Below are 24,704 nucleotides of genomic sequence, written 5' to 3' on the forward strand. Positions count from 1 at the left end.
GACCCCATGACCTCCTTAGACACCCACGCCGGCGAAGGCCGCCGCAAGGCCGCCGCCCTGGCGAGCAGCCTCACCGGCCCGGTCCTGGCCCGCGCCGCCCGCGACGCCTTCGTCAAGCTCGATCCGCGCCGGCTGACCGGCAACCCGGTGATCTTCGCGACCTGGATCGTGGCCCTGCTGTCGACGGTCTCCGCCGTCGCGGCGGTGGCCGCCCACCAGGCCGCCGGCTTCGCGATCCAGGTCTCGCTGTGGCTGTGGGCCACGGTGCTGTTCGCCAACCTCGCCGAGAGCGTCGCCGAAGGGCGGGGCAAGGCGGCCGCCGACAGCCTGCGGGCCACGCGGGTGACCACCCAGGCCAAGCTGATCATTAACCCCGAGAACGACGCCTGGATCCCCACCCCGGCCCACAAGCTGGCCGTCGGCGAGGTGATCCTTGTCGAGGCCGGCGACGTGGTGCCGACCGACGGCGAAATCGTCGAGGGCATGGCCAGCGTCAACGAGGCTGCGATCACCGGCGAGAGCGCGCCGGTGATCCGCGAAAGCGGCGGCGACCGCTCGGCCGTCACCGGCGGCACCACCGTGGTCTCGGACTGGATCAAGGTGCGGGTCACGGCCGAGGCCGGCTCGACCTTCCTGGACCGCATGATCGCCATGGTCGAGGGCGCTGATCGTCGCAAGACACCCAACGAGATCGCCCTGGCCGTCCTGCTGGCCGGCCTGACCCTGATCTTCCTGATCGCGGTGGTCACCCTGCTGGGCCTGGGCAAGTTCTCGGGCGTGGCGCTCGATCCGCTGGTGCTGGGCGCCCTGTTCATCACCCTCATTCCCACGACGATCGGCGGGCTGCTCAGCGCGGTCGGCATCGCCGGCATGGACCGCCTGCTGAAGGTCAACGTTCTGGCGACCTCCGGCAGAGCGGTCGAGGCCGCCGGCGACGTCGACACCTTGCTGCTGGACAAGACCGGCACCATCACCTTCGGCAACCGCATGGCGGTCGAGGTGATCCCCGCTCCCGGCGTGCGGGCCGACCAGGCCCTGCGCGCGGCCCTGATGGCCTCGCTGGCCGACGAAACGCCCGAGGGCCGATCGATCATCGAACTGGCTCGTGGCCAGGGCCTGGCCGTCGAACCGCCGGTCGGCGCCCTGTCGATCCCGTTCACCGCCCAGACCCGACAGTCCGGCCTCGACGCCGGTGGGCGCTCCTGGCGCAAGGGCGCGGTGGACGCGGTCTACCGCTCGCTGGCCATCGATCCGAAGCGCGTGCCGGCCGAGGTCGCCGCCGCCGTCGACCGCATCGCCCGCTCGGGCGGCACGCCGCTGGCCGTCAGCGAGGACGGCGTCCTGGTCGGCGTCATCCACCTCAAGGACGTGGTCAAGCCGGGGGTCAAGGAACGCTTCGCCGACCTGCGCCGCATGGGCCTGCGCACGGTGATGATCACCGGCGACAACCCGGTGACCGCCGCCGCCATCGCCTCTGAGGCCGGGGTCGACGATTTCCTGGCCGAAGCCACGCCCGAGGACAAGCTGCGGCTGATCCGCGAGGAACAGGGCAAGGGCCGCCTGGTCGCCATGTGCGGCGACGGGGCCAACGATGCTCCCGCCCTGGCCCAGGCCGACGTCGGCGTCGCCATGCAGACCGGCGCCCAGGCCGCGCGCGAGGCCGGCAACATGGTCGATCTCGACAGCGACCCGACCAAGGTCATCGAGATCGTCGAGGTCGGCAAACAGATGCTGATCACCCGCGGCGCCCTGACGACCTTCTCGATCGCCAACGACGTGGCCAAGTACTTCGCGATCATCCCCGCCATGTTCGTGGTCGCCCTGCCCGCCCTCGGCGCCATGAACGTCATGAAGCTGCATAGCCCGCAAAGCGCGATCCTGTCGGCGGTGATCTTCAACGCCCTGGTCATCGTCGCCCTGATCCCCCTGGCGCTCAGGGGCGTGAAGTATCGCGCCGTCGGGGCCGGCAAGCTGCTGTCGCGCAACCTCGCCCTCTACGGTCTGGGCGGCCTCGTGGCCCCCTTTGTCGGCATCAAGCTGATCGACCTCGTGGTCTCGGCCCTCGGTCTCGCCTAAGCTCGGCTCATCGGAGATTCATCCGTCATGCTTTCCCACCTTCGCCCCGCCTTCGTCTCGATGGGCCTGTTCACGCTGCTGCTCGGCCTGGCCTATCCGCTGGCCGTCACCGGCGTCGGACAGGCGGTCTTTCCGGCCCAGGCCAACGGCTCGCTGCTGCGCGACGTCAAGGGCGCGGTCGTCGGCTCGGCCCTGATCGGCCAGCCTTTCGCCCGGGCCGAGTATCTGCATCCGCGTCCGTCGGCGGCCGGAAACGGCTACGACGCCTCGGCCTCCAGCGGCTCCAACATGGGCCCGCTGAACGCCAAGCTGATCGAACGCGAGAAGGCGCAGGCCGACGTCCTGCGCGCCGAAACCCCCGGCGCCGCGATCCCGGCCGACGCGGTGACGACCTCCGCCTCGGGGCTCGATCCCGACATCTCGCCGGCCTACGCCCGGCTGCAGGCCGCGCGCGTGGCCAAGGCGCGGGGGGTGTCGAAGGCCGCCGTCCTGGCCGTGGTCGAGAGCCAGGTGAAGCCGCCGCTGCTCGGCTTCATCGGCCAGCCGCGCGTCAACGTGCTGGCCGCCAACCGCGCGCTCGACGCCCGTTTCGCGAAAGGCGGATAGTTGCCGGCCCACGATCCCAGACAAACTGAAAAGGGCCGTCCTGATCCCGAGGCGCTCCTGGCCGCCGCCAACAAGGCTGGCCGGGGGCGCCTGAAGGTGTTTCTGGGCATGGCCCCGGGGGTCGGCAAGACCTACGAGATGCTGCGCGCCGCCCGTCGCCGCAAGGCCGAGGGCCAGGACGTCCTGGTCGGGGTCGTCGAGACCCACGGCCGCCGCGAGACCGAGAGCCTGCTGCGCGGCATGGAGGTTCTCCCCCGCCAGCCGATCGACCATCGCGGCCGGGTGCTGATGGAGTTCGACCTGGACGCGGCCCTGGCCCGCCGGCCCAAGGTGCTCCTGGTCGACGAATACGCCCATTCGAACGCGCCGGGTTCGCGCCACCCCAAGCGCTGGCAGGATGTCGAGGAACTGCTGGCCGCCGGCATCGACGTCTGGACGACGCTGAACGTCCAGCATCTGGAAAGCCTGGTGGACGTCGTCCAGCGCATCACCGGCGTGCGCCAGCGCGAGACCGTGCCCGACAGCGCCCTGTCGCGGGCCGACGACATCGAGGTCGTCGACATCACGCCCGACGAGCTTCGCGAACGGATGACGGCCGGCAAGGTCTATGTGCCGGAGACCGCGCGTCTGGCGTCGGAGAACTTCTTCAAGGTCGAGAACCTCACGGCCCTGCGCGAACTGGCCCTGCGTCGCGCGGCCCAGACGGTCGACGACCAGCTCGTCGCGACCATGCGGGAGAAGGGCGTCGACGGACCGTGGGCGGCGGGCGAACGCATCCTGGTGCTGGTCGGCGGCGACGCCATGGCCGGCGGTCTGGTCCGCGCCGGCCGGCGGCTGTCGGACATGATGATGAACGCGCCCTGGACCGTGGCCCATGTCGAGCGGACGGATCGGCCGGCGGTCGGGGCCGAGGGCTCCGTGCGCCTGCGCGAAGCCTTCCGCCTGGCCGAACAACTGGGCGGCGCGACGCTCGCCCTGACCGGCGGCGACATCGTGACCGCCGTGATGGCCTACGCCCGGCGCAACAATGTCACCCAGATCGTCATCGGCAAGTCGACCGACAGTCGTTGGCGGGAGCTTCTCGGCCGATCCCTGGCGGCGGCCCTGCTGCGCGAGGCCAGGGGCGCGGCGATCCACGTGGTCACCGAGGCCGGACACGAGCGCGAGCCGCCGCCGGTCCGACGCCCGAGCCTGGGGTCCTGGCGCGGCTATGTCGTCGGCGCCCTGTTCGTGGGGGCCGCGACCCTGGCGGCCTGGGGCCTGGACGTCGCCTTCGACCGGGTGGACCTGGGGATGATCTTCCTGGCCGCCGTTCTGGCGGCCGGCGTGCTGCACGGGCTGCGGCCGGCCCTGGCGGCGGCGACCGTGGCGTTCCTCGTCTACAATTACCTGTTCCTGGAACCGCGCTACAGCCTGGCCGTCGGCGCCCCGACCGACTTCCTCACCCTGCTGGTGTTCTGGTTGGTGGCGCTGGCTTCGGGCGGCTTGGCCGGACGGGTCCGCGACCAGGCCCTGGGCTCGCAGCGCCGCACCGCCGCCGTGGCCACCTTGCTGGCCGCGAGCCGCACGCTTTCGGCCGGGGCCGGCCGCGAGGCGGTCGCCCGGGCGCTGGCGGAGCAGGTCGCCGCCGCGGCCGGCGCGCGGACCCTGGTCCTGCTGCCGATCGAAGGCGAGATCGCCCCGGTCGCCGGCTCGCCGGACATCGAGTCGCTCGACACCGCGCCGATGGCCGCCGCCCGCTGGGCCTGGCAGCGCGGCGAGCCGGCCGGGGCCGGCACCGGCACCTTGCCGCAAGCCCGCTGGACCTTCTGGCCGCTGGAGGGCGTGCGCGGGCGGACCGGGGTCGCCGGGATCGAGGCCGGCGCCGTGCCGCCCGGCTCGGACGACGAGCGCCTCGTCCTGGCCCTGCTGGAACAGGGCGCCGTGGCGCTGGAGCGCTCGCAGCTGGCCGCCGAGGCCCTGGAGGCCGAGACCCTGCGCCGCGCCGACCGCTTCCGATCGGCCCTGATGAACTCGGTCAGCCACGACCTGCGCACGCCGCTGTCGACGGTGCTCGGCGCCTCGACCACCTTGATCGACTTTGGCGACAAGCTGACCAAGCCGGTGCGCGACGACCTGGTGGTCAGCATCCGCGAGGAGGCCGAGCGCCTGAACCGCTATGTCGCCAACCTGCTGGACATGACCCGCATCGAAGGCGGGGCCCTACGCTTGCGGACCGAATGGATCGACGTACGGGAGGTCCTCAACGCCGCCGCCGACCGCGTCTCGCGTCGCCTGGGCGGCCGGGATCTGACCCGGGACTTCCCGGTCGAGCTCACCCTGGTCCAGGCCGACGCCGGCCTGCTGGAACAGGTCGTGGTCAATGTCCTGGAGAACGCCATAGCCTACAGCCCGCCCGAGGCGCGGATCGAGATGGCGGCCTATGAGGACCGCTCCAACCTGGTGATCAGCATCGAGGACGAGGGGCGCGGGATTCCGCCCGCCGAACTGGAGCACATCTTCGAGAAGTTCCGTCGCATGGACGAGCCGAGCGACCGCAGTCAGGGCGTGGGCCTGGGCCTGTCGATCGCCAAGGGCTTCATCGACGCCATGGGCGGACGGATCGCCGCCGCCAGCCCGATCCACGACGGCAAGGGCACCCGGGTGCTGATCAGCCTGCCAAAGTCGGTCGCCACGCCCCATCATCTGCTATGACGGTCTCGTGACCGCGCTTCGCCATCGCATCCTCGTCATCGACGACGAGCCCCAGATCCACCGGTTCCTGGGCCCCGCCCTCGACGCGGCCGGCTATGAGCCCCTGCGCGCCGACAGCGGCCAGGAGGGCCTGCGCGGCATCGCCCTGTGGTCGCCCGACGCCGTGGTGCTGGACCTGGGCCTGCCCGACATGGACGGCAAGGAGGTGCTGACCAAGGCTCGCGCCTTTTATGACGGCCCGATCCTGATCCTCTCGGCTCGCGACCGCGAGATCGAGAAGATCGAGGCCCTGGACCGGGGCGCCAACGACTATGTCGAAAAGCCCTTCGGGGTCGGCGAACTGCTGGCTCGGCTCCGCGCCGCCATCCGCCATTCCGCTCGCGCCCCGACGCCCTCGGGACCGATCCGCGCGGGCGATGTCGAGATCGACCTGGAAATGCGGCTGGTCACCCGCGACGGCGCGGCCGTGAAATTGTCGCCCAAGGAATACGACCTCCTGGCCCGCCTGGCGATCGGGGCCGGCAAGGTGCTGACCCACAAGGAGCTCCTGGTCGCCGTCTGGGGCGCGGCCCACGCCCACGATACCCAGTATCTGCGCGTCTTCGTCGGCCAGCTGCGCCAGAAGCTGGAAGACGATCCCGCGTCGCCGAAGATCATCCTGACCGAACCCGGCGTCGGCTATCGGTTCGCGGCTTGATCTCGTCCCCGGCCGGTATGGCTGATCACCGACGATCCCCGCACGCCGACAGTCGTAAAAACCCCGCCAATCTCGGGGTTTACCCCGACTGACGCCGTCGACCTCCTGTGTACGATCGTCGCCGAAAAGGGACGGTCCGCCAGTCGCAGGAGTTTGCTATGTCGCAACGCGGGGGCGCCCGGCGTTCGTCGCGTGCGGCGCACTGCTCCTCCGCGTCATCGATCGCGCTGGCGGCGGCGCTGGCGATCGGCGTCGCCCATGGCGTCGGCCACGCCCAGACCGAGGTCCGGTCCAGCTTCAACACCCAGCGGCTGAACAGCGACACGGCCTACATTCTCAATCAAGGCACGACGGCTTCCGCGCGGAACAAGGACGCGATCATCGTCGACGGCATCCCGCCCGCCACGTTCACCAACGCCGGCGTCATAACGAACGACAGGCGTTTCACCGGCGAACGGAACTTCGACTCCGCCTCGGCCATTCGCTTCCGCGACGACGGCAGCCTGATAAACCAGCCGACCGGCCTGATCCTCGGCGACGACCGCAGCGTGGCCGTCGATGGAAGCTTCACGCACGTCAATCTCGCGATCACCAACCTTGGCGACATCAGCGCCGGGGAAGGCCCCGCGATCGCCTTCGCCCACAACACCAGCGGCGCGGTCGACAATTTCGGAACGATCAACAGCGGCGACATCGGCCTGTTCGCCGATCCGTTGCACCACGGCGGCGATGGCGGCAGCGACGGCAACAGCGGCATCGCCATCTTTATCGACACGTTGGGAACGGTCTCGATCAACAACCATGCGGGCGCCTCGATCCGGTCCGGGATCGGCGTGTCGCCCAGCGCCATCGTCATCCGGTCGGGCGATCATGTCATCATCAATGAAGGGCTGATCGACGGGCACCGCATGGGTGTCGAGATCACGGACGGCGGGGCGCAGGTCACTAACCGCGGCACGATCTCCTCCGAAACGGGCACCGCGATCAACTTCGGAAGCAACGACAACCTCCTCACGCTCGACACGGGCTCGATACTCCACGGCGCCGCGACCAGCTTCGGAGCCAACAACTTCCTGCGACTCCACGGCTCGGGCTCCGAAAGCAGCCCGATGAGCGGGTTCACCAACCTGACCATGGACGGCGAGGCCTGGACGCTGGGCGGTACGGTCAGCCTGACGGATGATGCTCCCAACACGATCAACGTGCAGCGCGGAACCCTGACCGTGACCGGCACGCTTCGCCCGGGACTTGGCGGCGGTGCGATGATCGCGAGCGGCGCCGGACTGTCGATCGGGGCAGGTGGCGTCACCGGCAGCCTCGAGGGCGACATCGTCGACCACGGCGTCCTGACGCTCAGTCGGTCGGACGACGTGATCTTCACCAGCACCATCGTCGGCTCCGGCTCGGTGGTGAAGCGCGGCGCAGGCCGGATGACGGTGATCGCGGCGAACAGCTATTCCGGCGGCACGCGGATCGAGGACGGCGTGCTCAACGTGTCGAGCAACGTCAACCTGGGCAGCGCGACCGGAAGCCTGACCTTCGACGGGGGGACGCTTCGGGTCGGCGATCCGTTCACCACCGGGCGGGCGACGACGGTCTCGGTGGCTGGCGGGACCATCGATGTGGCGAGCCCGAGCGCCACCTTCACGGGCAATCTGCTGGGCGCCTACCCGCTTCACAAGAAGGGCACGGGCCTTCTGGTCCTGGCGGCCGACAGCCCCAACTACACGGGGACCCTGACGATCGACGCCGGCAACGTGCGGCTCGGCGCCGGCGGAACCACGGGCACGATCGCCGGCGACGTGAGCAACGCCGGCGTCCTGACCTTCAACCGCGCCACGGACCTGGTGTTCGCGGGATCGATCTCGGGCGGCGGGGCGATCATCAAGGAGGGCGGCAACAGGCTGACCTTGAGCGGGACCGTCGCTTCGACCGGGGTGCGCGGTTCCGCCGTCGAGGTTCGCTCCGGCGTGCTGGCGGTGACAGGCACGCTCCAAACCAGCGGCGAGGGTCTCACCACCGTCGCTCCCGGGGCGACGCTGACGATCGGCGACGGCGGATCGACGGGCATCCTCGTCGGCAACGTCGACAACGAGGGCGCGGTCGCGTTCAACCGAGCGACCGATCTGACCTATGGCGGGGGGATCGTCGGGTCCGGCACGTTCGACAAGCAAGGCGGCGGAACGCTTACGCTGCTGGGCGAACTGGCCCTCACCGGCGAGGTCTCCATCAGCGGCGGCGCGCTGCGGCAAGGCGACGGCGGCGATCGGGGCACGATCGCCGGCCGCATCGTCAACAACGCCACCCTGATCCTGGATCGTTCCGACAACCTGACGCAGATCGCCGCCATCAGCGGCTCGGGCGCGCTGATCCAGCAGGGCGCTGGCACGACCACCCTGGCCGGGATCAACACCTATTCCGGCCTGACCAGCGTCAACGCGGGGCGGCTGGACATCTCCGGTTCGGTCGCCGGGGCCGTGCAGGTGGCGGCCGGCGGCACGCTGGGCGGCAGCGGGGGCAGCATTGGGGGCGCGGTTACGGTTCTCGCGGGCGGACAGGTGGCGCCGGGCGCGAGCTTCGGCACGCTGACGATGGGATCGCTGGTGCTGAACCCCGGTTCGCTGCTCGACTATGAGCTGGGCCTTCCCAACATCGTCGGCGGCGCGTCCAACGACCATATCATCGTCACCGGCGGGCTCACGCTCGACGGCCTGCTCAACATCTCGGACGAGGGCGGCTTCAGCCAGGGCGTCTACCAGCTGATCCACTATGACGGAGCGCTCACCAACAACGGACTGGATCTTGGCGCGCTGCCGGAACGCTTTCGCGAGACAGGAAACATCCTCGTTTCCACCGCGACCCCCAACGAGGTCAATCTAATCGTCAGCGCCGGCGGCTTCGGCCTGCAATTCTGGGACGGCGCCGGAACCGCCGGGAACAGCATCGTCGATGGCGGATCGGGAATCTGGAGCCCGTCGGGCTCCAACTGGACGGCGGACGACGGCAGCGTCAACGCTCCGTGGCAAGGGGGCTTCGCGGTGTTCCAGGGCGCCGCCGGCACGGTCACGCTCGGCGGGAACATGGGTTTCGCGGGGATGCAGTTCCGCACCGACGGCTATGTCGTCCAGGGCGGCGGCTTCTCGCTGGCCCATGAGCCGGAGACCATCATCACCGTCGATCCGGGGATGACGGCCAGGATCGAGGCGCCGATCACCAACGGACTGGGCGCCCTGACGGAACTGAAGAAGGAAGGCAACGGGACGCTGATCCTCGGCGGGATCAACACCTTCGCCGGCGGCGTCAATCTCGACCAGGGCACGCTGAGCGTCGCGACCGACGCCAATCTGGGCGCGGCGACGGGCGGCCTGACGTTCGACGGCGCCACCCTGCGCGTGGGCGATGGCTTCACCACGGCGCGAACCGTGCATCTCGAATTCGAGAGCGGGATCATCGATACGACCGGCGGGACCGCCACCTTCACCGGCCTGATCCATGGCGAGGGCGCGCTGTTCAAGACCGGCGTGGGCAATCTGGTGCTCGGAGGAACGGCCAACAGCTATGAGGGCGGGACCGTCATCATGGCCGGCGTGCTGACCGCCGCGACCGACAGCCTGCTCGGCGACCCCACCCAGGACGTCACGTTCGACGGCGGCGCGCTGACCGTCGGCGGCGGGTTCAGCTCGGCGCGCGCCCTGACCCTGGAGGACGGCGGCGGCACGCTGGACACCAGCGGCGCCAGCGCGACCTTCAGCGGCGTCATCTCGGGGGCGGGCCGGCTCACCAAGGGCGCCTCGGCGAACACCATCGTCCTGACCGGGGACAACACTTTCACCGGCGGCGCCACGATCAGCGGCGGCGTTCTGCAGCTCGGCGCCGGCGGCGCGACGGGGAGCATCGTCGGCGACGTGCTCGACAACGGCATGCTGATCTTCAACCGCGGCGGCGCCTATCAGGTCGCCAACCAGATCGACGGAACCGGCGGGATCGAGATCACCGGCGGCGGCGTCGCGCACCTGCTGTCGAGGAACGCCTACAAGGGCGACACCCGGATCACGGGCGTCGCCGGCCAGACCGTCGGCAGCACGCTCATCGCCGACTTCCGCGAGACCATGGGGATGCCGGGAACGGGCGCCGTCTTCATGGCCCTGGACAGCACGCTGGCGCTGACCAGCTCGTTCAGCTTCGTCATACCGTTCACGATCCAGGACACCACCCAGACCTTCGACACGATCGGCGAGACGACCATCACGACGATGTCCGGACTGATCGACGGCGCCGGGCGGCTTCGCAAGGCCGGCGCCGGCGCGCTGGTCCTTCTTAACGGCGCCAACAGCTACACCGGCGGGACCAGGATCGACGAAGGCGTGCTCAGCGTCGACGTCGACGCCAACCTGGGCGCGGCGACGGGCGGGCTGGCCCTCGACGGCGGCGCCCTGCACGTGGGAGAGGGCTTCGCCACCGCGCGGGCCGTGACGCTCGACGCGGGCGGCGGGACGATCACGACCCTCGGGGCGCTGGCCACCTTCTCCGGCGTCATTTCCGGCCCAGGCGCGCTCACCAAGGCCGGCCTTGGCGAGCTGGTGCTGCAGGGCGCGGGCAACAGCTTCGCCGGCGGCGTATTCGTCAAGGCGGGCGCCCTGACGGTCGCCGCCGACAATCTTCTGGGCGAGGCTGGCGGCGGACTGACGCTCGACGACAGCACGCTCAACGTCGGCGACGGGTTCAGCTCGGCGCGGGGGGTGACGCTCGGGATTGGCGGCGGGACGCTCAATCTCAACGGCTCGAACGCGGCCTTCACGGGCGTCATATCGGGGCCTGGCCGGTTCACCAGCATGGGCGGCCCCGGCGCCACGATCCTGCTGACCGGCAACAACACCTTTACCGGGGGCGTCGAGATCAAGAGCGGCGTGCTGCAGATCGGCGACCTCGGCGGGACGACGGGCGGCGTCTTTGGCGCCATCATCAACCAGGGCGGTCTCGCCTTCGGCCGCAGCGACACCTATTCGGTCACCAACAATATCTCCGGCGTTGGCGATGTGACGTTCCGGAACGGCGGCGTCGCGACGGTGACCGGAAACAACCCCTTCGTGGGTGACTTGCGGATTATCGGCGTTTCGAGCCCGACGCCGCTGGCCACGACGCTCGTCGCGGAGGCGAGCGCCAATCTGGGCAATTCGACCGGGACCATCTACCTGGAGGATGGCGGCAAGCTTGCTCTCACCAAAACGTTCAGCATCACGCGCAGGATTGAATTCACCGGCGCCGCACCGGTGACGATCGACTCGGGGCCAGGCACGATCACCGCCGAGGGCGTGGTTTTCGGAGCGGTTCCGATGGTCAAGGACGGCTTGGGAACCCTGGTCCTCACCAATACCAACAGCCAGACCGGCGGCGCGATCATCAACGCGGGGGCGCTTCAGCTCGGAGCCGGCCTGGACGCGGGAACGCTCAACGGCGACGTCGTGATCGCGGCGGGCGCCAGGCTCGTCTTCGATCGCGCGGGTCCAGTGTTCTTCGGAAACGTCGCCGGCCCCGGCAGTCGGACGGCGTTCGGCGGCACGATCAGCGGGGCCGGCGCCGTCGTCCAGACGGGACCCGGCACGCTGATCGCGGTCGGGGCCCACACCTATACGGGCGGAACGATCGTTCTGAGCGGGCGGTTGCTGATCGACGGCTCCGTGACCGGACCGGCCGAGATCGCCGGCGGAGCGCGGCTGGCGGGTTCGGGCAGCTTCGCCGGCGCGGTGACCCTGGCCGACGGGGCGTTCCTCGAGCCGGGCGAGAGCGTCGGCACGTTGACGGTCGGCGGGCTGCTGCTCCGCTCCGGATCGGTGCTGAACTACCAGCTTGGCCTGCCGGACATCGTCGGCGGCGGGACCAACGACCTGACCATCGTCACCGGCGATCTCACGCTGGACGGTACGCTCAACATCGCCGACGCGGGCGGGTTCGGCCGGGGTGTCTACCGACTGATCAACTATGGCGGCGTGCTGACCGACAATGGTCTGGCGGTCGCGGGCCTGCCGACCCGGTTCGTCCCCGGCGACATGCTGGTCTCGACCGCGACCGCCGGCCAGGTCGACCTGATCGTCAACGCCGGCGGCTTCGGCCTCCAGTTCTGGGATGGCCCCGACACCGCCGGCGACGCCGTTGTCGACGGCGGCACGGCGACCTGGAACAACGCCACGACCAATTGGACCGCCAACGACGGCGTGGTCAACGCGCCGTGGCAGGGCGGATTCGCGGTTTTCCAAGGCGCGTCAGGCGTTGTGACCCTGGGCGAGCCGATCGCCTTCGAGGGCCTGCAGTTCCGCACCGACGGCTATGCGATCGCGGGCGGCGGCTTCGGCCTCGCCGCGGGGCCCGACACGATCATCCGGGTCGACGCCTCGGTGACGGCGGCGGTCGATGCGCCGATCGCCGACGGGGCCGGCGGCCCGGCGCGGCTCACCGTGATCGGACCCGGTTCCCTGAGTCTTGGCGGCTCGAACACCTACAGCGGCGGCACGGTCGTCGACGCCGGCGCGTTGCGGATCAGCGCCGACGCCAATCTCGGGGCCGCGAGCGGCGCGCTGAGCCTGAACGGGGCCAGCCTGGCGACGACGGCCAGCTTCGGCTCCGGTCGCGCCGTCACCCTGGGCGAGGATGGCGGCGTGGTCTCGCCGGACGGCGCGACCCAGCTGACGCTGAGCGGCGTGATCGGCGGGGTGGGAGCGCTCCGCAAGTCGGGAGCCGGCACGCTCGTCCTTTCGGGGGCCAACACCTATGCCGGCGGCACGGTCATCGGCGCGGGCGTGCTGGCCGTGACGGCCGACGCCAATCTCGGCGCCGCCACCGGCGCGCTGGACCTGGACGGCGGGACGCTGCGCTTCGACGCCGGCTTCAATCCCGCCGCCAGCCGCTCCATGACCCTTGCCCCGTCGGGGGGCGCGATCGACACCAATGGCCATGACGTCGCCTTGGCGCAGGGCGTCGTCGGGGCCGGCGCGCTGGTCAAGATCGGGGCGGGCACGCTGACCCTCGCCGGCGACAATGGCTATTCCGGCGGCACGACGATCCAGGCCGGTGCGCTGCAGATCGGAAACGGCGGGGCGACGGGCGGCGTCCTTGGCGACGTCGCCAACAACGCCGGCCTGATCTTCAATCGGTCGGACGCGGTGACCTTCGGCGGGCTGATCAGCGGCGGCGGCGCGCTGACCAAGCTCGGCGCGGGAACGCTGACGCTGATCGGCGCCAACACCTATGCCGGCGGGACCACGATCAGCGCGGGGACCTTGCGGGTCGGCGACGGCGCCGCCCGCGGCGGCCTCGCCGGCGACATCGTCGACAACGCCGCCCTGGTGTTCAATCGCGGCGACGCCGTGACGTTCGCCGGCGCGATCAGCGGCTCTGGAACGGTCAGCCAGACCGGCGCCGGCACGCTGACGCTCGGCGGCGCCAACACCTATTCGGGCGGCACGATCGCCCGTTCGGGAACGATCGCGGTGTCCAGCGACCTCAATCTCGGCGCGTCCCTCGCGGGTCTGACGCTCGACGGCGCGGCCCTGCTGACCACGGCCGCGATCAGCAGCACGCGTCCCATCGGCTTGGCCACGGGGGGCGGGACGATCGACAACGGCGGCGTCTCCGACCTGTTCGCCGGCCAGATCGCCGGTCCCGGCGCCTTGACCTTGACCGGCGTCGGGACGGTCACGCTGACGGCCGAGAACGCCTATGCGGGCGGAACCACGATCGGCGCCGGCACGCTCCGCCTCGGCGACGGCGGGACCACCGGCGACATCGCCGGCGATGTCGTCAACAACGGCGTCCTGACCTTCGCGCGCTCGAACCTGGTGTTCTTCGACGGCATGGTCAGCGGCGGCGGATCCGTGGTGCAGGCCGGGACGGGCGCGACGGTCCTCACGGCGTCGAACAGCTATACAGGAGGCACCACGATCAGCGCCGGCGCGCTGCGGATCGGCGACGGCGGGACCAGCGGCGACATCGCCGGCGATGTCGTCGACAACGGCCTGCTGGTCTTCGACCGTTCCGACACGCTGGTCCTCGGCGGCGCGATCAGCGGCGCCGGCGCGGTTCTGCAGGCCGGCGCCGGGACGACGATCCTCACCGGCGCCAACACCTTCACGGGCGGGACCACGATCAGCGCCGGCGTCCTCGAGATCGGCGACGGCGGGACGGCTGGAAGCCTCACCGGCGACGTCGCCGACAATGGCGCGCTGGCGTTCAACCGGGCCGACGCGGTGACGTTCGCCGGCGTGGTCAGCGGCGCGGGCGCGCTCAACCAGATCGGCGCGGGCACGCTGACGCTTTCGGGGGCCAATTCCCATACCGGGGGAACAACCGTCAGCGCCGGAACCCTCGCGGTCGCCAGCGATCTCAATCTTGGCGGGGCGGGCGCGACGCTGACCCTGGACGGCGGGCGCCTGCTGACCACGGCCGGGCTCGCGAGCCAGCGGTCCATCCTGCTGAGCGTCGGCGGCGGAACGATTGACAACGGCGGCTTCGCCGACCTGTTCTCCGGACCGATCACCGGTCCCGGCGCCTTGAGCGTGACGGGCGTCGGCACGGTGACGCTGACCACCGACAACAATCATGCGGGCGGCACGACGATCATGGCTGGCGCGCTGCGGCTCGGCGACGGCGCGACCACCGGCGTCATCGTCGGCGATGTCGCCAATGAAGGAACGCTGGTGTTCGATCGCTCCAACGCCCTGGTGTTCGACGGGGTGATCAGCGGAACCGGCGCGGTGGTCCAGCAGGGGTCCGGCACGACCACGCTGACCGCCGCCAGCAGCTATGCCGGGCCGACCAGCGTCAACAACGGCCGCCTCCTCGTCGACGGGACGATCGGCGGCGCCGTCGCCGTGGCCAGCGGCGCGCGGCTGGGCGGGGTGGGCGGCATCGGCGGCGCCGTGACCATCGCGGACGGCGGACGTCTGGCGCCGGGCGACGGTCCCGGCGTGCTGACGGTGGGGTCTCTGGTGCTCGGCGCCGGCTCGCAGCTCGACTACGAGCTCGGCCTGCCCGACATCGTCCACCAAGGCGTCAACGACCTGACCATCGTGGGCGGCGCCCTCACCCTGGACGGGACCCTGAACGTCGCCAACGCGGGCGGGCTGGGTCTGGGCGTCTATCGGCTCATCGGCTATGGCGGCGCGCTGACCGACAACGGCCTTGTGCTGGGCGCGGCGCCGAGCGGCTTCTCCGCCCCGAACCTGGTGATTTCGACGGCGACGCCGGGCGAGGTCAACCTGATCGTCAGCAGCGGCGGCGCGGGCCTGCAGTTCTGGGATGGTCCCAACACCGCCGGCAACGGCGTCGTCGACGGCGGCGCGGCGATCTGGAGCGCGACGGCGACCAACTGGACGGTCGCCAACGGCGGCGTCAACACCGCCTGGAAGGGCGGCTTCGCGATCTTCCAGGGCGCGGCCGGCGTGGTGACCCTGGGCGAACCGATCGCCTTCGAGGGCATGCAGTTTCGCACCGGCGGTTACCGCATCGAGGGCGGCGGTTTTGGTCTGACCGCCGGGGGCGTCACGATCATCCGGGTCGATCCGTCGACGACGGCGACGATCAACGCGTCGATCACCGGGGCGGCGACGCTCACCAAGAGCGGCGGCGGGGTGCTCGTCCTGGGCGGGGCCAACAGCTATGCCGGCGGCACGGCGATCAACGGCGGCGCGATCCGGATCGGCGCCGACGCCAATCTCGGCGCGGCCTCCGGCGGGCTCGCGCTCGATTTCGGCACGCTGGAGACCACGGCGAGCTTCGCTTCCGCGCGCGGCGTGGCGCTTGGCGAGAACGGCGGCGCCTTCTCGATCGGCGCCGGCGCGCAGCTGACGCTCGACGGCGTGATCACCGGCGCCGGCCAGCTCGGCAAGACCGGCGAGGGAACGCTCGTCCTGACCGGACTCAACAGCCATGCCGGCGGCACGATCGTCGAGGCGGGGACTCTTGTCGTGTCCAGCGACGGCAATCTGGGCGCGGCGGCCGCCCCCCTCGTTCTCGACGGCGGCACGCTGCGCCTGGGCGCCAGCTTCGATCCCGCCGCGACGCGGCCCGTCGACCTGCTCGGCCTTGGCGGCGCGATAGACACCGGCGGCTACACCTCGACCTTCGCGCAGGGCATCGCCGGCACGGGCGCGCTGACCAAGCAGGGCGGCGGCGCCCTGATCCTCGTCGGCGACAACAGTTACAGCGGCGGCACGACGATCAGCGCGGGCGCGCTGCGGATCGGCAACGGCGGAACGACCGGCAGCCTTGCTGGCGACGTCGTCGACAACGGCGTCCTGGTCTTCGATCGAGCGGACCAGACCGCCTTCGCCGGCGCGATCAGCGGCGCCGGATCGCTGACCCAGGCCGGAACCGGCAAGACCGTCCTGACGGGCGCCAACAACTACGCCGGCGGCACGCTGATCAGCGCGGGAACCCTGCAGATCGGCAATGGCGGAACCGGCGGCGCGATCACCGGCGAAGTCGTCGACGATGGAACGCTGGCCTTCAATCGCTCGGACGATGTGACGTTCACCGGCGCGATCAGCGGGGCCGGCGCGTTGCGCCAGGAAGGCGGCGGCACGCTGACCTTGAGCGGCGCCATGCGCTATACCGGCCCGACGACCATTGTCCGGGGGCGGCTGGAGGCGGCGGGGTCGCTCGGCGCCACGGCCGTCACCGTCGTGTCCGGCGCGACCTTGTCGGGCGGCGGCTCCATCGCGGGATCTGTAAGCATAAGCGCCGGCGCGCGCCTCGCTCCTGGCCCGCTCGCCGCGCCGGGCAGCCTTTCGGTCGGAGCGCTCGCCCTGGCGCCGGGCGCGCGGCTGACCTGGCGGCTGGGGCGTCCCAATGTCGTCGGCGGGCGCCTGAATGACCTGGTGGAGGTCGCCGGCGATCTGACGCTGGACGGCAGGCTCGACATCGCCCCGACCTCGGACTTCGCGACGCTGCCTGGCAGTTATCGGCTGATCGACTACGGCGGCGCGCTCACCGACCAGGGGCTTGCCTTGGGGGCGCTGCCCGATCGTTTCGCGGCCAGCCAGGTGCAGACGGCCATTCCCGGCCAGGTCAACCTGGTCGCGGTTCGTGACGGGCTGGCCATCCAGTTCTGGGACGGCGGCGACAGCCTCGGCGACGGACGGATCGACGGCGGCGGCGGCGCATGGAGCCTCGCCGGAACCAATTGGACGACGCCGAACGGCGCCATCAACCAGCAATGGATCTCGGGCATGGCCGTCTTCGCCGGGCCCGGCGGCGACGTCACGCTGGGCGGGGACATTGAGGCCGTCGCGCTCCAGTTCGTCGGCGACGGCTACCGCGTTCAGGGCGCGGGACATGTCCTGACCTTCCTGTCCCACGCCTCGGGCGTCGGCGGTCTGGTGCGTGTCGATCCGGCGGCCACGGCGGAGATCGCCGCCGTGATCGCCGGGACGGCGGGGCTCACCAAGTCGGATGCGGGAACCCTGATCCTGACGGGGAACAACAGTTATTCGGAGGGCACGACGATCCGCGAGGGAACGCTCCAGATCGGGGCCGGCGGAGCCAGCGGCGGGATCGGCGGCGATGTCGCCAACGACGGCCGCCTGGTCTTCGATCGATCGGACAGCGTGACTTTCGCCGGGGTGATCAGCGGTCTCGGAGCGGTGGAGCAGGGCGGCTCCGGCCTCCTGGCCCTGACGGGCGCCAACAGCTATTCCGGCGGCACGGCCGTGCGCGCCGGCGTGCTGCAGATCGCGCGAGACGCCAATATCGGCGGCGCGACCAGCGCGCTGACGCTCGATTCCGGGACCCTGCGCTGGGCGGCGGGCTTCGATCTGGCCGCGACGCGACCGATCACGCTGGGCGCGGGCGGCGGGCGCTTCGACACCAACGGCTTCGACAGCACGATCAGCCAGGGCGTCGGCGGTCCGGGGGGACTGGCCAAGCTCGGCGCCGGTCGCCTCACCCTGGCCGGCCACAGCGACTACGCCGGCCAGACATCGATCGTGATGGGCGAGCTTTCGATCAACGGCTCGATCCGCTCGGCCACGACGGTGGGGCCGGACGGAACCTTGAGCGGCGTGGGCGTGATCTTCGCCAAGGTCGTCAACCGCGGCCGCGTCGCGCCCGGCAATTCGATCGGCACGCTCACGGTAAGCGGCGACTATGCGGGCGACGGCGGCGCGCTCGAGATCGAGACCCTGCTCGGCGGCGACGACTCGCCCAGCGATCGGCTGGTCATCGCGGGCGGGGCCGCGACCGGCTCGACGACGGTGCATGTGCTCAATCTGGGCGGGGCGGGCGCCCTGACCACGGGCGACGGCATCCTGGTCGTCGACGCGGCGAACGGCGGAACCACGACCGCCGATGCGTTCAAGCTGTCAGCGCCCGTCCTGGCCGGCCCATACGAATACCTGCTGGTGCGCGGCGGCGGCGCCTCCACCGCCTCCGACGACTGGTTCCTGCGCTCGACGACCGAGGCGGGCGGGGAGACCCCGTCCTACCGGCCGGAAACCTCGCTCTACGCCGCGCTGCCGGCGCTGGCCCTCACCTATGGCCGGTCGCTGGTCGGCACGCTGCACGAGCGGATGGGCGACATGGACCGCCTGGGGCCCCATCGCGACGATGATCGGGCCGTGTGGAGCCGCGTCCTCCTTCGCGACGGCGAGCGCGAAGGCAAGAACGGGATCCTGGGGCAGGGGCCCCGCTATGACTACGACTACTACGCGGCCCAGATGGGCGTCGACCTCGTGCACGAGAGCGGCGAGAACAGCGGCCAGTTCGCCGGTCTCTACGCGGCCTACGGCTCCGGCGACGGCGAGGTTCAGCACTTCACCCAGGCGCGGGCCGGCAAGGACAAGTTCAACGCCTACACGCTGGGCGCCTATTGGACCCGTTTTGATCCGACGGGCTGGTACGTCGACGGGGTCGTCCAGGCCACTCAGTACGACATGAAGGCGCAGTCGGCGCGCCTGGGGACGGTGAAGACGAACGGGTCCGGTTTCGCCGCTTCGATCGAGGGCGGCCGCGCGCTGCGGACGGGCGCCGTCACGGTCGAACCGCAGGCCCAGCTGATGTTCCAGTCGGTTTCGCTGGACGACGTGACCGACATGGCCGCTCGCGTTCACTTCCAGGACATGAACGCCCTGACCGGCAGGCTCGGCGCGCGCGTCGCCAAGACCTGGGATCGGGGCGGCGAAGACGCCGTCTCGCTGTGGGGCCGGACGAGCCTCTGGTACGAGTTCCAGGGCGACACCAAGGCGGCGTTCTCGTCGGCGAAAGGCTTCGTCCCGCTGCATGCCGACCTCGGCGGCGAGTGGGTCGAGTTCGACGGCGGGGTCACGGCCGAGGTCAACAGCAGGCTCTCGCTGCACGCCAACGTCCGCTACGAAACCGACTTCGAGGGCCGGCAGCACAGCTATGGGCTCCAGGCGGGTCTGAAACTGCGCTGGTGAAATCGCCGTCGCCGCCGCTCGCCGCCGTTGTGTTCTGCCAACGACCGCCAGGCGTCGACGAGCGTCCGCGGTGTTTCTCCGTTGAAACATTCCCGGGCTTGGGTCATGCGGTAATGCGTTCACCACAAGGGCGGCGCGCGCTGGCCGCCCCACTCTCGGCGTCTTTGGCGCTCCGACGGAGAATGCTCGCATGTGTGACGACGATATCCACCCCGGTCTGGTTCACGATCCCCGCCTGTCGCGCCGGACCTTCGGTCTGGCCGCCGCCGCGCTGGGCGGCGTCGCCGCGACCGCCGTCCGGGCCCAGAGCCCGGTGGTCGAGAAGGACGTCGAGATCAAGACGGCCGACGGCGTGGCCGACGCCGCCCTGTTCTACCCGGAAGGCAAGGGGAAATGGCCGGCGGTGCTGGTCTGGCCGGACGTGCTGAGCCTGCGGCCGGTGTTCCGCGACATGGGCAAGCGACTGGCCGCGGCCGGCTATGTGGTGCTGGTCCCCAACCTCTACTACCGGGCCAAGAAGGCGCCGGTGATCGAGCAGACCTTCGACTTCTCCAAGCCCGACGACCGCGCCAAGCTGGATCCGATGCGGGCCACGGTGACGCCGGAGGGCACCGACCGCGACGCCGTCGCCTATGTCGCCTTCCTCGACGCCCAGGCCCAGACCGACAAGGCCAGGAAGGTCGGCGTCCAGGGCTATTGCATGGGCGGCCCCCTGTCGTTCCGCGCCGCCGCGGCGGCGCCGGGCCGGATCGGGGCGGTGGCCACCTTCCATGGCGGCGGCCTGGTCACCGGGCAGCCGACCAGCCCGCACCTGCTGATCCCCAAGACCCACGCCGAGTATCTGGTCTGCGTCGCCGACAACGACGACAAGCAGGACCCGACCGTGAAGGACAAGCTGAAGGCCGCCTTCGCCGAGGCCAAGCGCCCGGCCAAGGTCGAGGTCTATGAAGGCGCGGCCCACGGTTGGACCGTCAAGGGCAGCCAGGTCTACAACGAGCCCGCCGCCGAGAAGGCCTGGACCGAACTGCTGGCGCTCTACAAGAAGGCCCTGGCCTGACGATCCAAAAAGAGGAGCGTGGCGCCAGGAAAGGCGCCACGCTCCAGGATCCGAGGTCGATGGCGAGCGGGAGGTCGGCTCGGCGGCCATCACGCCGAAGCGATCATTTCGGTCAGAACTTGACGGTGAGCGAGGCGCCGTAGGTGGTGGGCTTGCCGGGGAAGCGGACCACGACGTTGGCGTTGCTGCTGACCGCGCTCCAGTAATATTCGTCGGTCAGGTTGCGGCCCCACAGCGACAGCTCCCAGCCCTTGGCCGGGTCCGAGACGCCGACGCTGGCGTTCAGCAGGCCGTAGCCGTCGATCGCGAACAGCGGATTGCCCTCCAGGTCGGCCGAGGACTTGCCCTGCCAGCGGCCGTTCAACGCCGCCTGCAGCTTCAGCCCGCTCTCCAGGTCGTGATCGAACAGCGCGGTCAGTCCGCCCTGGAACTTGGGGCTGTAGAGGAACGGGCGACCGTCGAAGCTCTGCGACTGGCCGGCGGCGTTGATGCCCGTATAGCCCTGCACCTCGGTGTGCAGCCAGGTGGCCGAGGCGATCAGGGTCAGGTCGCGCAGCGGCCGCCAGGTGATGTCGCCGTCCAGGCCGTAGGCCATGGAGTCCGGCACGTTGGCCAGGCGCGCCAGGGCCGTGTAGATCGGGTCGGCGAAATAGACGCTCAGCTGCTTGTCCGTGTAGTCGTAGTAGAAGGCGCTGATATTGGCCTGGAGCCTGTGGTCCAGCAGGCCCGCCTTCATGCCGACCTCGTAGGCGGTCAGCAGCTCCTGGTTGGCCGGCGCGTTCTGGGTCGAGATGTTGGCCGCGTTGATCGGCGTGACGCCGGCCTTGGCCCCGCGTGAGATCGAACCAAACAGCAGGACGTCTTCCGACGCCGCCCAGTCCAGGGCCACCCGCCAGGCCAGGTTGTCCTCGTCGAGCGTCGAGGTGACCAGGCCGAAGCTCTTCTTGACCGGGTCGAAGGTGTTGCACTGGCCCTGGCTGATCGGCGCGACCAAGCCGTAGGCGGCGAAGAACAGGGCGCGGTTCACGACATTGACGTTGGGCAGCATGTTGCCGTTGAAGTCGCGCGAGCAGCCGGCGTAGTCCTGCTTGTCCTGGCTGTAGCGCACGCCCAGGGTCAGCTTCAGGTCGCTGGTCAGCTGGTGGTCGACATTGGCGAACAGGCTCCAGGTGTCGGTCTCGATGTCGCCGATGTCCTGATAGGTGCGGAACGCCTGGCTCATCTGCAGAGCGGTGTAGCCGCCGCTGTTGAACGGCGTGGCCAGCAGGGTCGAGCCATAGAAGCGCACCAGGCCGACATTGGCGTTCTGGCCCAGCAGGGTGCGGTTGCTGTCCAGGATCTCGTCGTGGGCGATGTAGCCGCCGACGAGCCAGGCGCCCTTGCTGGTCTTGCCCTCGAAATGCAGCTCCTCGGCCGAGGACTCGATCTCGCCATGGGCTTTCTGGACCAGGACCTCGTAGGGCGCGCCGCTCCAGTCGAACACCGCGTCGCGGGTCAGCTTGTTGTAGCTGGTCAGCGAGACCAGCCGCACCGAGTCGGTCAGGTCCCAGACCACCTTCAGCTTGCCGGCGTCCATCCGGTCGTCCTCGCGAGCCGGGCCGCCGATGCCCAGGCCCGTGCCGATGTCCGCGCCACGAGCGGTCGGCGAGGCCCAGTCGGCCTGGCTGGCCTTGGTCGGCGCGTGGGCGTTGACGTAGGCGACCAGGCCCGGGGCGTTGAACGGACTGGCCGCCGTGGCCGGCGTGAAGCCGATCCCCTGGCCGGCCACGGTGTCGGACGTGTTGGTCCAGCCGGAATAGGACAGGTCGATCTCGACCGTGTCGCTGGGCTGGAAGGCCAGGGCGCCGCGCCAGCCCAGGCGGTGGTTCTCGCCCTGCCGCTCGCCGCGCGTGTTGCTGATCTGCCAGCCCTCGTCGCTGTCCTCGGAGCGGAAGGCCACGCGGCCCTGCAAGCCCTTGCCGATCGGACCGCCGACATAGCCCTCGAAATTGTGGGTCTGGTAGTTGCCGACCTCGGCGGTGGCCGAGCCCTCGAAGGTCTCGCTGGGCTTGTTGGTCACGAAGTCGATCAGGCCGGCGGTGGTGTTGCGGCCGTAGAGCGTGCCCTGCGGCCCCTTCAGCACCTCGACGCGCTCCAGGTCGAACATCGGGCCGGTGTTCATGAACGGATAGGCGTAGGCGACCTCGTCGACATAGGTGCCGACCGTCGAGGTGGCCGACAGGTTGATCGTGTTGAAGCCGATGCCGCGCAGCGTATAGGTCGGCACGCCCTGGTAGCTCTGCGAGACCGTGAAGCTGGGGGCGATGGCCGACAGGTCCTTGGGGTCGGTGACCCGCAGCTGCTGCAGGGTTTCGCCGCTGAAGGCCTGGATCGGCATGCCGACGCTGTTGGCGGACTCCTCGCGCCGCTGCGCGGTGACCACCAGGGTCTCGATCGTGAAGGGGTCGGTCTTCTGGCCCTGGGTTTGACCTTGGGCTTTGCTCTGCGCCCAGGCGGGCGCGGCCGCCAGCAGGGCCAGCGCCGACGCACCGAGCGTCAGCGCCAAACGCGATGGTCCGGACATCCTTCTTCCTCCCTGATCGCCGCGCCTTCATGGGACGCTGGCTTTGGGAGGAGCGTGCGGGTCCGGCGTTGGGCGAACAAGCTATCGGAAATGATAGGGGGCGGTCGGGGGCGGCGCCCCCTCCGCGTCTGTCATCCCGGACAAGGCCCCGTAGGGCCGCAGATCCGGGACCGCCAGAAGCGCTGAGTTCACGCGTCGGTCCCGGATCTTCGCGCTGCGCGCTACGTCCGGGATGACAGAACTATTTTTGGCCAAGCAGCCAAGGGGCAGCGCCCTAAAGCCCCAGGATCTGGCGGGCGATGATGTCGCGCTGGATCTCGCTGGAGCCGCCATAGATCGAGGCCGCGCGATTGTTCAGGTAGCGAGCCATGGTGGTCAGGCCGTGTTCGGGACCGATCGGCGACAGGTTCGAGCCCGCCGCCCGCGCCTGGGGCTGATGCGGGGCGACATAGGGGCCCAGCGTATCGGTCGCCAGCTCGTCGAGGCGCTGCAGGGCTTCAGAGCCCTGCAGCTTGAGCAGGGACGAGGCCGGGCCGGGACCGCCGCCGGCGGCCAGGGCGCTGAGCACCCGCCGCTCGGAGATGTCGATGGCCAGGGTCGCGATCTGCGCTTCGGCCAGGCGGCGGCGATGATGCGGATCGTCGAGCAGGCGCTCGGTCTCGTCGCCGGCTTCCAGCCCGGCCGAGGTCCGCAGGCGCTCCAGCGCCGCCTCGAGTCCAGGCGCGTAGCCGCCGCCGCGCTCGAAGGTCAGCAGGTGCTTGGCCACGGCCCAGCCCTGGTTCTCCTCGCCCAGCCGGTCGACGACCGGGGTGCGGGCTTCGTCGAAGAACACCTGGTTGACCTCGTGCTCGCCGGCCAGGGTGACGATCGGCTTGATGCTGATGCGGGGATTGTCCATGTCGATCAGCAGGAAGGTGATCCCGGCCTGGGGACGGCCCTGCGTCGCGGTGCGGACCAGGCAGAACATCCGGTTGGCCCAGTGGGCGTGGGTGGTCCAGATCTTCGAGCCGGTCAGCACGTAGTCGTCGCCGTCCCGCTCCGCGCGCAGCGACAGGGCGGCCAGGTCGGACCCCGCGCCGGGCTCGGAATAGCCCTGGCACCAGTAGTCCTCGCCCGACAGGATGCGGGGCAGGTAATGGGCCTTCTGGGCCGGCGCGCCGAACGCCATGATCGCCGGCGCCACCATCCTCAGGCCCATCGGCGCCAGGCCGGGCGCGCCGGCCCGGGCGCATTCGGCGGCGAAGACGTGGCGCTGCATCTCGGTCCAGCCCGGGCCGCCGTATTCCACCGGCCAGGACGGCGCGGCCCAGCCCTGGGCGTGAAGGATTCTCTGCCAGGCCAGGCTGTGGATCTTGTCGCAGAAGACGCTGGTCATCCGCCGCCCGGCCTGGGCCAGCTCCGGCGTCAGGCGGGCGGCGAGGAAGGCGCGGACCTCGTCGCGAAAGGCCAGGTCCTCGGCCGACAGTTCAAGCTCCACCCACATCACCTCGCCACGCGGGGCGCCACTATCGCCCGCCCGCAAGCTCGCCAAGGGCGCTCGCGGACGCAAGCTATCGGAACTGATAGGGACCTTCCCTAGGGGGA

8 protein-coding genes are annotated in these 24,704 nt (G+C 70.4%); 6 read left to right on the top strand and 2 right to left on the bottom strand.

Features of this window, described 5'->3' with window-relative positions:
• The first annotated feature begins 6 nt into the window (after nucleotides 1-6).
• The 6 genes from kdpB (at nucleotide 7) to ASD38_RS02550 (ending at nucleotide 20,557) form a co-directional block, all read left to right on the top strand.
• Entirely contained in the window at nucleotides 7-2,076 is a 2,070-nt protein-coding gene (gene kdpB, locus ASD38_RS02525) for a potassium-transporting ATPase subunit KdpB (RefSeq protein ID WP_056457279.1), read from the top strand.
• A gap of 27 nt (nucleotides 2,077-2,103) precedes the next feature.
• Nucleotides 2,104-2,682 (top strand): potassium-transporting ATPase subunit KdpC, encoded by a 579-nt coding sequence (gene kdpC / locus ASD38_RS02530; RefSeq protein ID WP_056457281.1) that lies wholly within the window; start codon nucleotides 2,104-2,106, stop codon nucleotides 2,680-2,682.
• A 108-nt stretch (nucleotides 2,683-2,790) separates the two neighbouring features.
• Entirely contained in the window at nucleotides 2,791-5,376 is a 2,586-nt protein-coding gene (locus ASD38_RS02535; protein ID WP_442857015.1) for an ATP-binding protein, read from the top strand.
• A 7-nt stretch (nucleotides 5,377-5,383) separates the two neighbouring features.
• A complete protein-coding gene (locus ASD38_RS02540) occupies nucleotides 5,384-6,073 on the top strand; it encodes a winged helix-turn-helix domain-containing protein (RefSeq protein ID WP_056443969.1) in 690 nt (229 codons plus the stop codon).
• Between the two features lie 158 nt (nucleotides 6,074-6,231).
• Entirely contained in the window at nucleotides 6,232-19,500 is a 13,269-nt protein-coding gene (locus ASD38_RS23675; RefSeq protein WP_056457286.1) for an autotransporter-associated beta strand repeat-containing protein, read from the top strand.
• Between the two features lie 190 nt (nucleotides 19,501-19,690).
• The gene (locus ASD38_RS02550; RefSeq protein ID WP_056443976.1) at nucleotides 19,691-20,557 is read left to right on the top strand and encodes a dienelactone hydrolase family protein; all 867 of its coding nucleotides are present in this window, start codon (nucleotides 19,691-19,693) and stop codon (nucleotides 20,555-20,557) included.
• Between the two features lie 112 nt (nucleotides 20,558-20,669).
• On the opposite strand, the gene ASD38_RS02555 is transcribed toward ASD38_RS02550, so the two are convergent.
• Nucleotides 20,670-23,120 carry a TonB-dependent receptor gene (locus tag ASD38_RS02555; protein WP_056457289.1) on the bottom strand — a complete coding sequence of 817 codons (2,451 nt, stop codon included), beginning with the start codon at nucleotides 23,118-23,120 and terminating at the stop codon, nucleotides 20,670-20,672.
• A gap of 274 nt (nucleotides 23,121-23,394) precedes the next feature.
• On the bottom strand, nucleotides 23,395-24,597 hold the full coding sequence (locus ASD38_RS02560; protein WP_056458247.1) for an acyl-CoA dehydrogenase family protein: 1,203 nt from the start codon (nucleotides 24,595-24,597) through the stop codon (nucleotides 23,395-23,397).
• Nucleotides 24,598-24,704: the final 107 nt, after the last annotated feature.

The sequence above is a fragment of the Caulobacter sp. Root487D2Y genome (assembly GCF_001427165.1).
Taxonomy (GTDB): domain Bacteria; phylum Pseudomonadota; class Alphaproteobacteria; order Caulobacterales; family Caulobacteraceae; genus Caulobacter.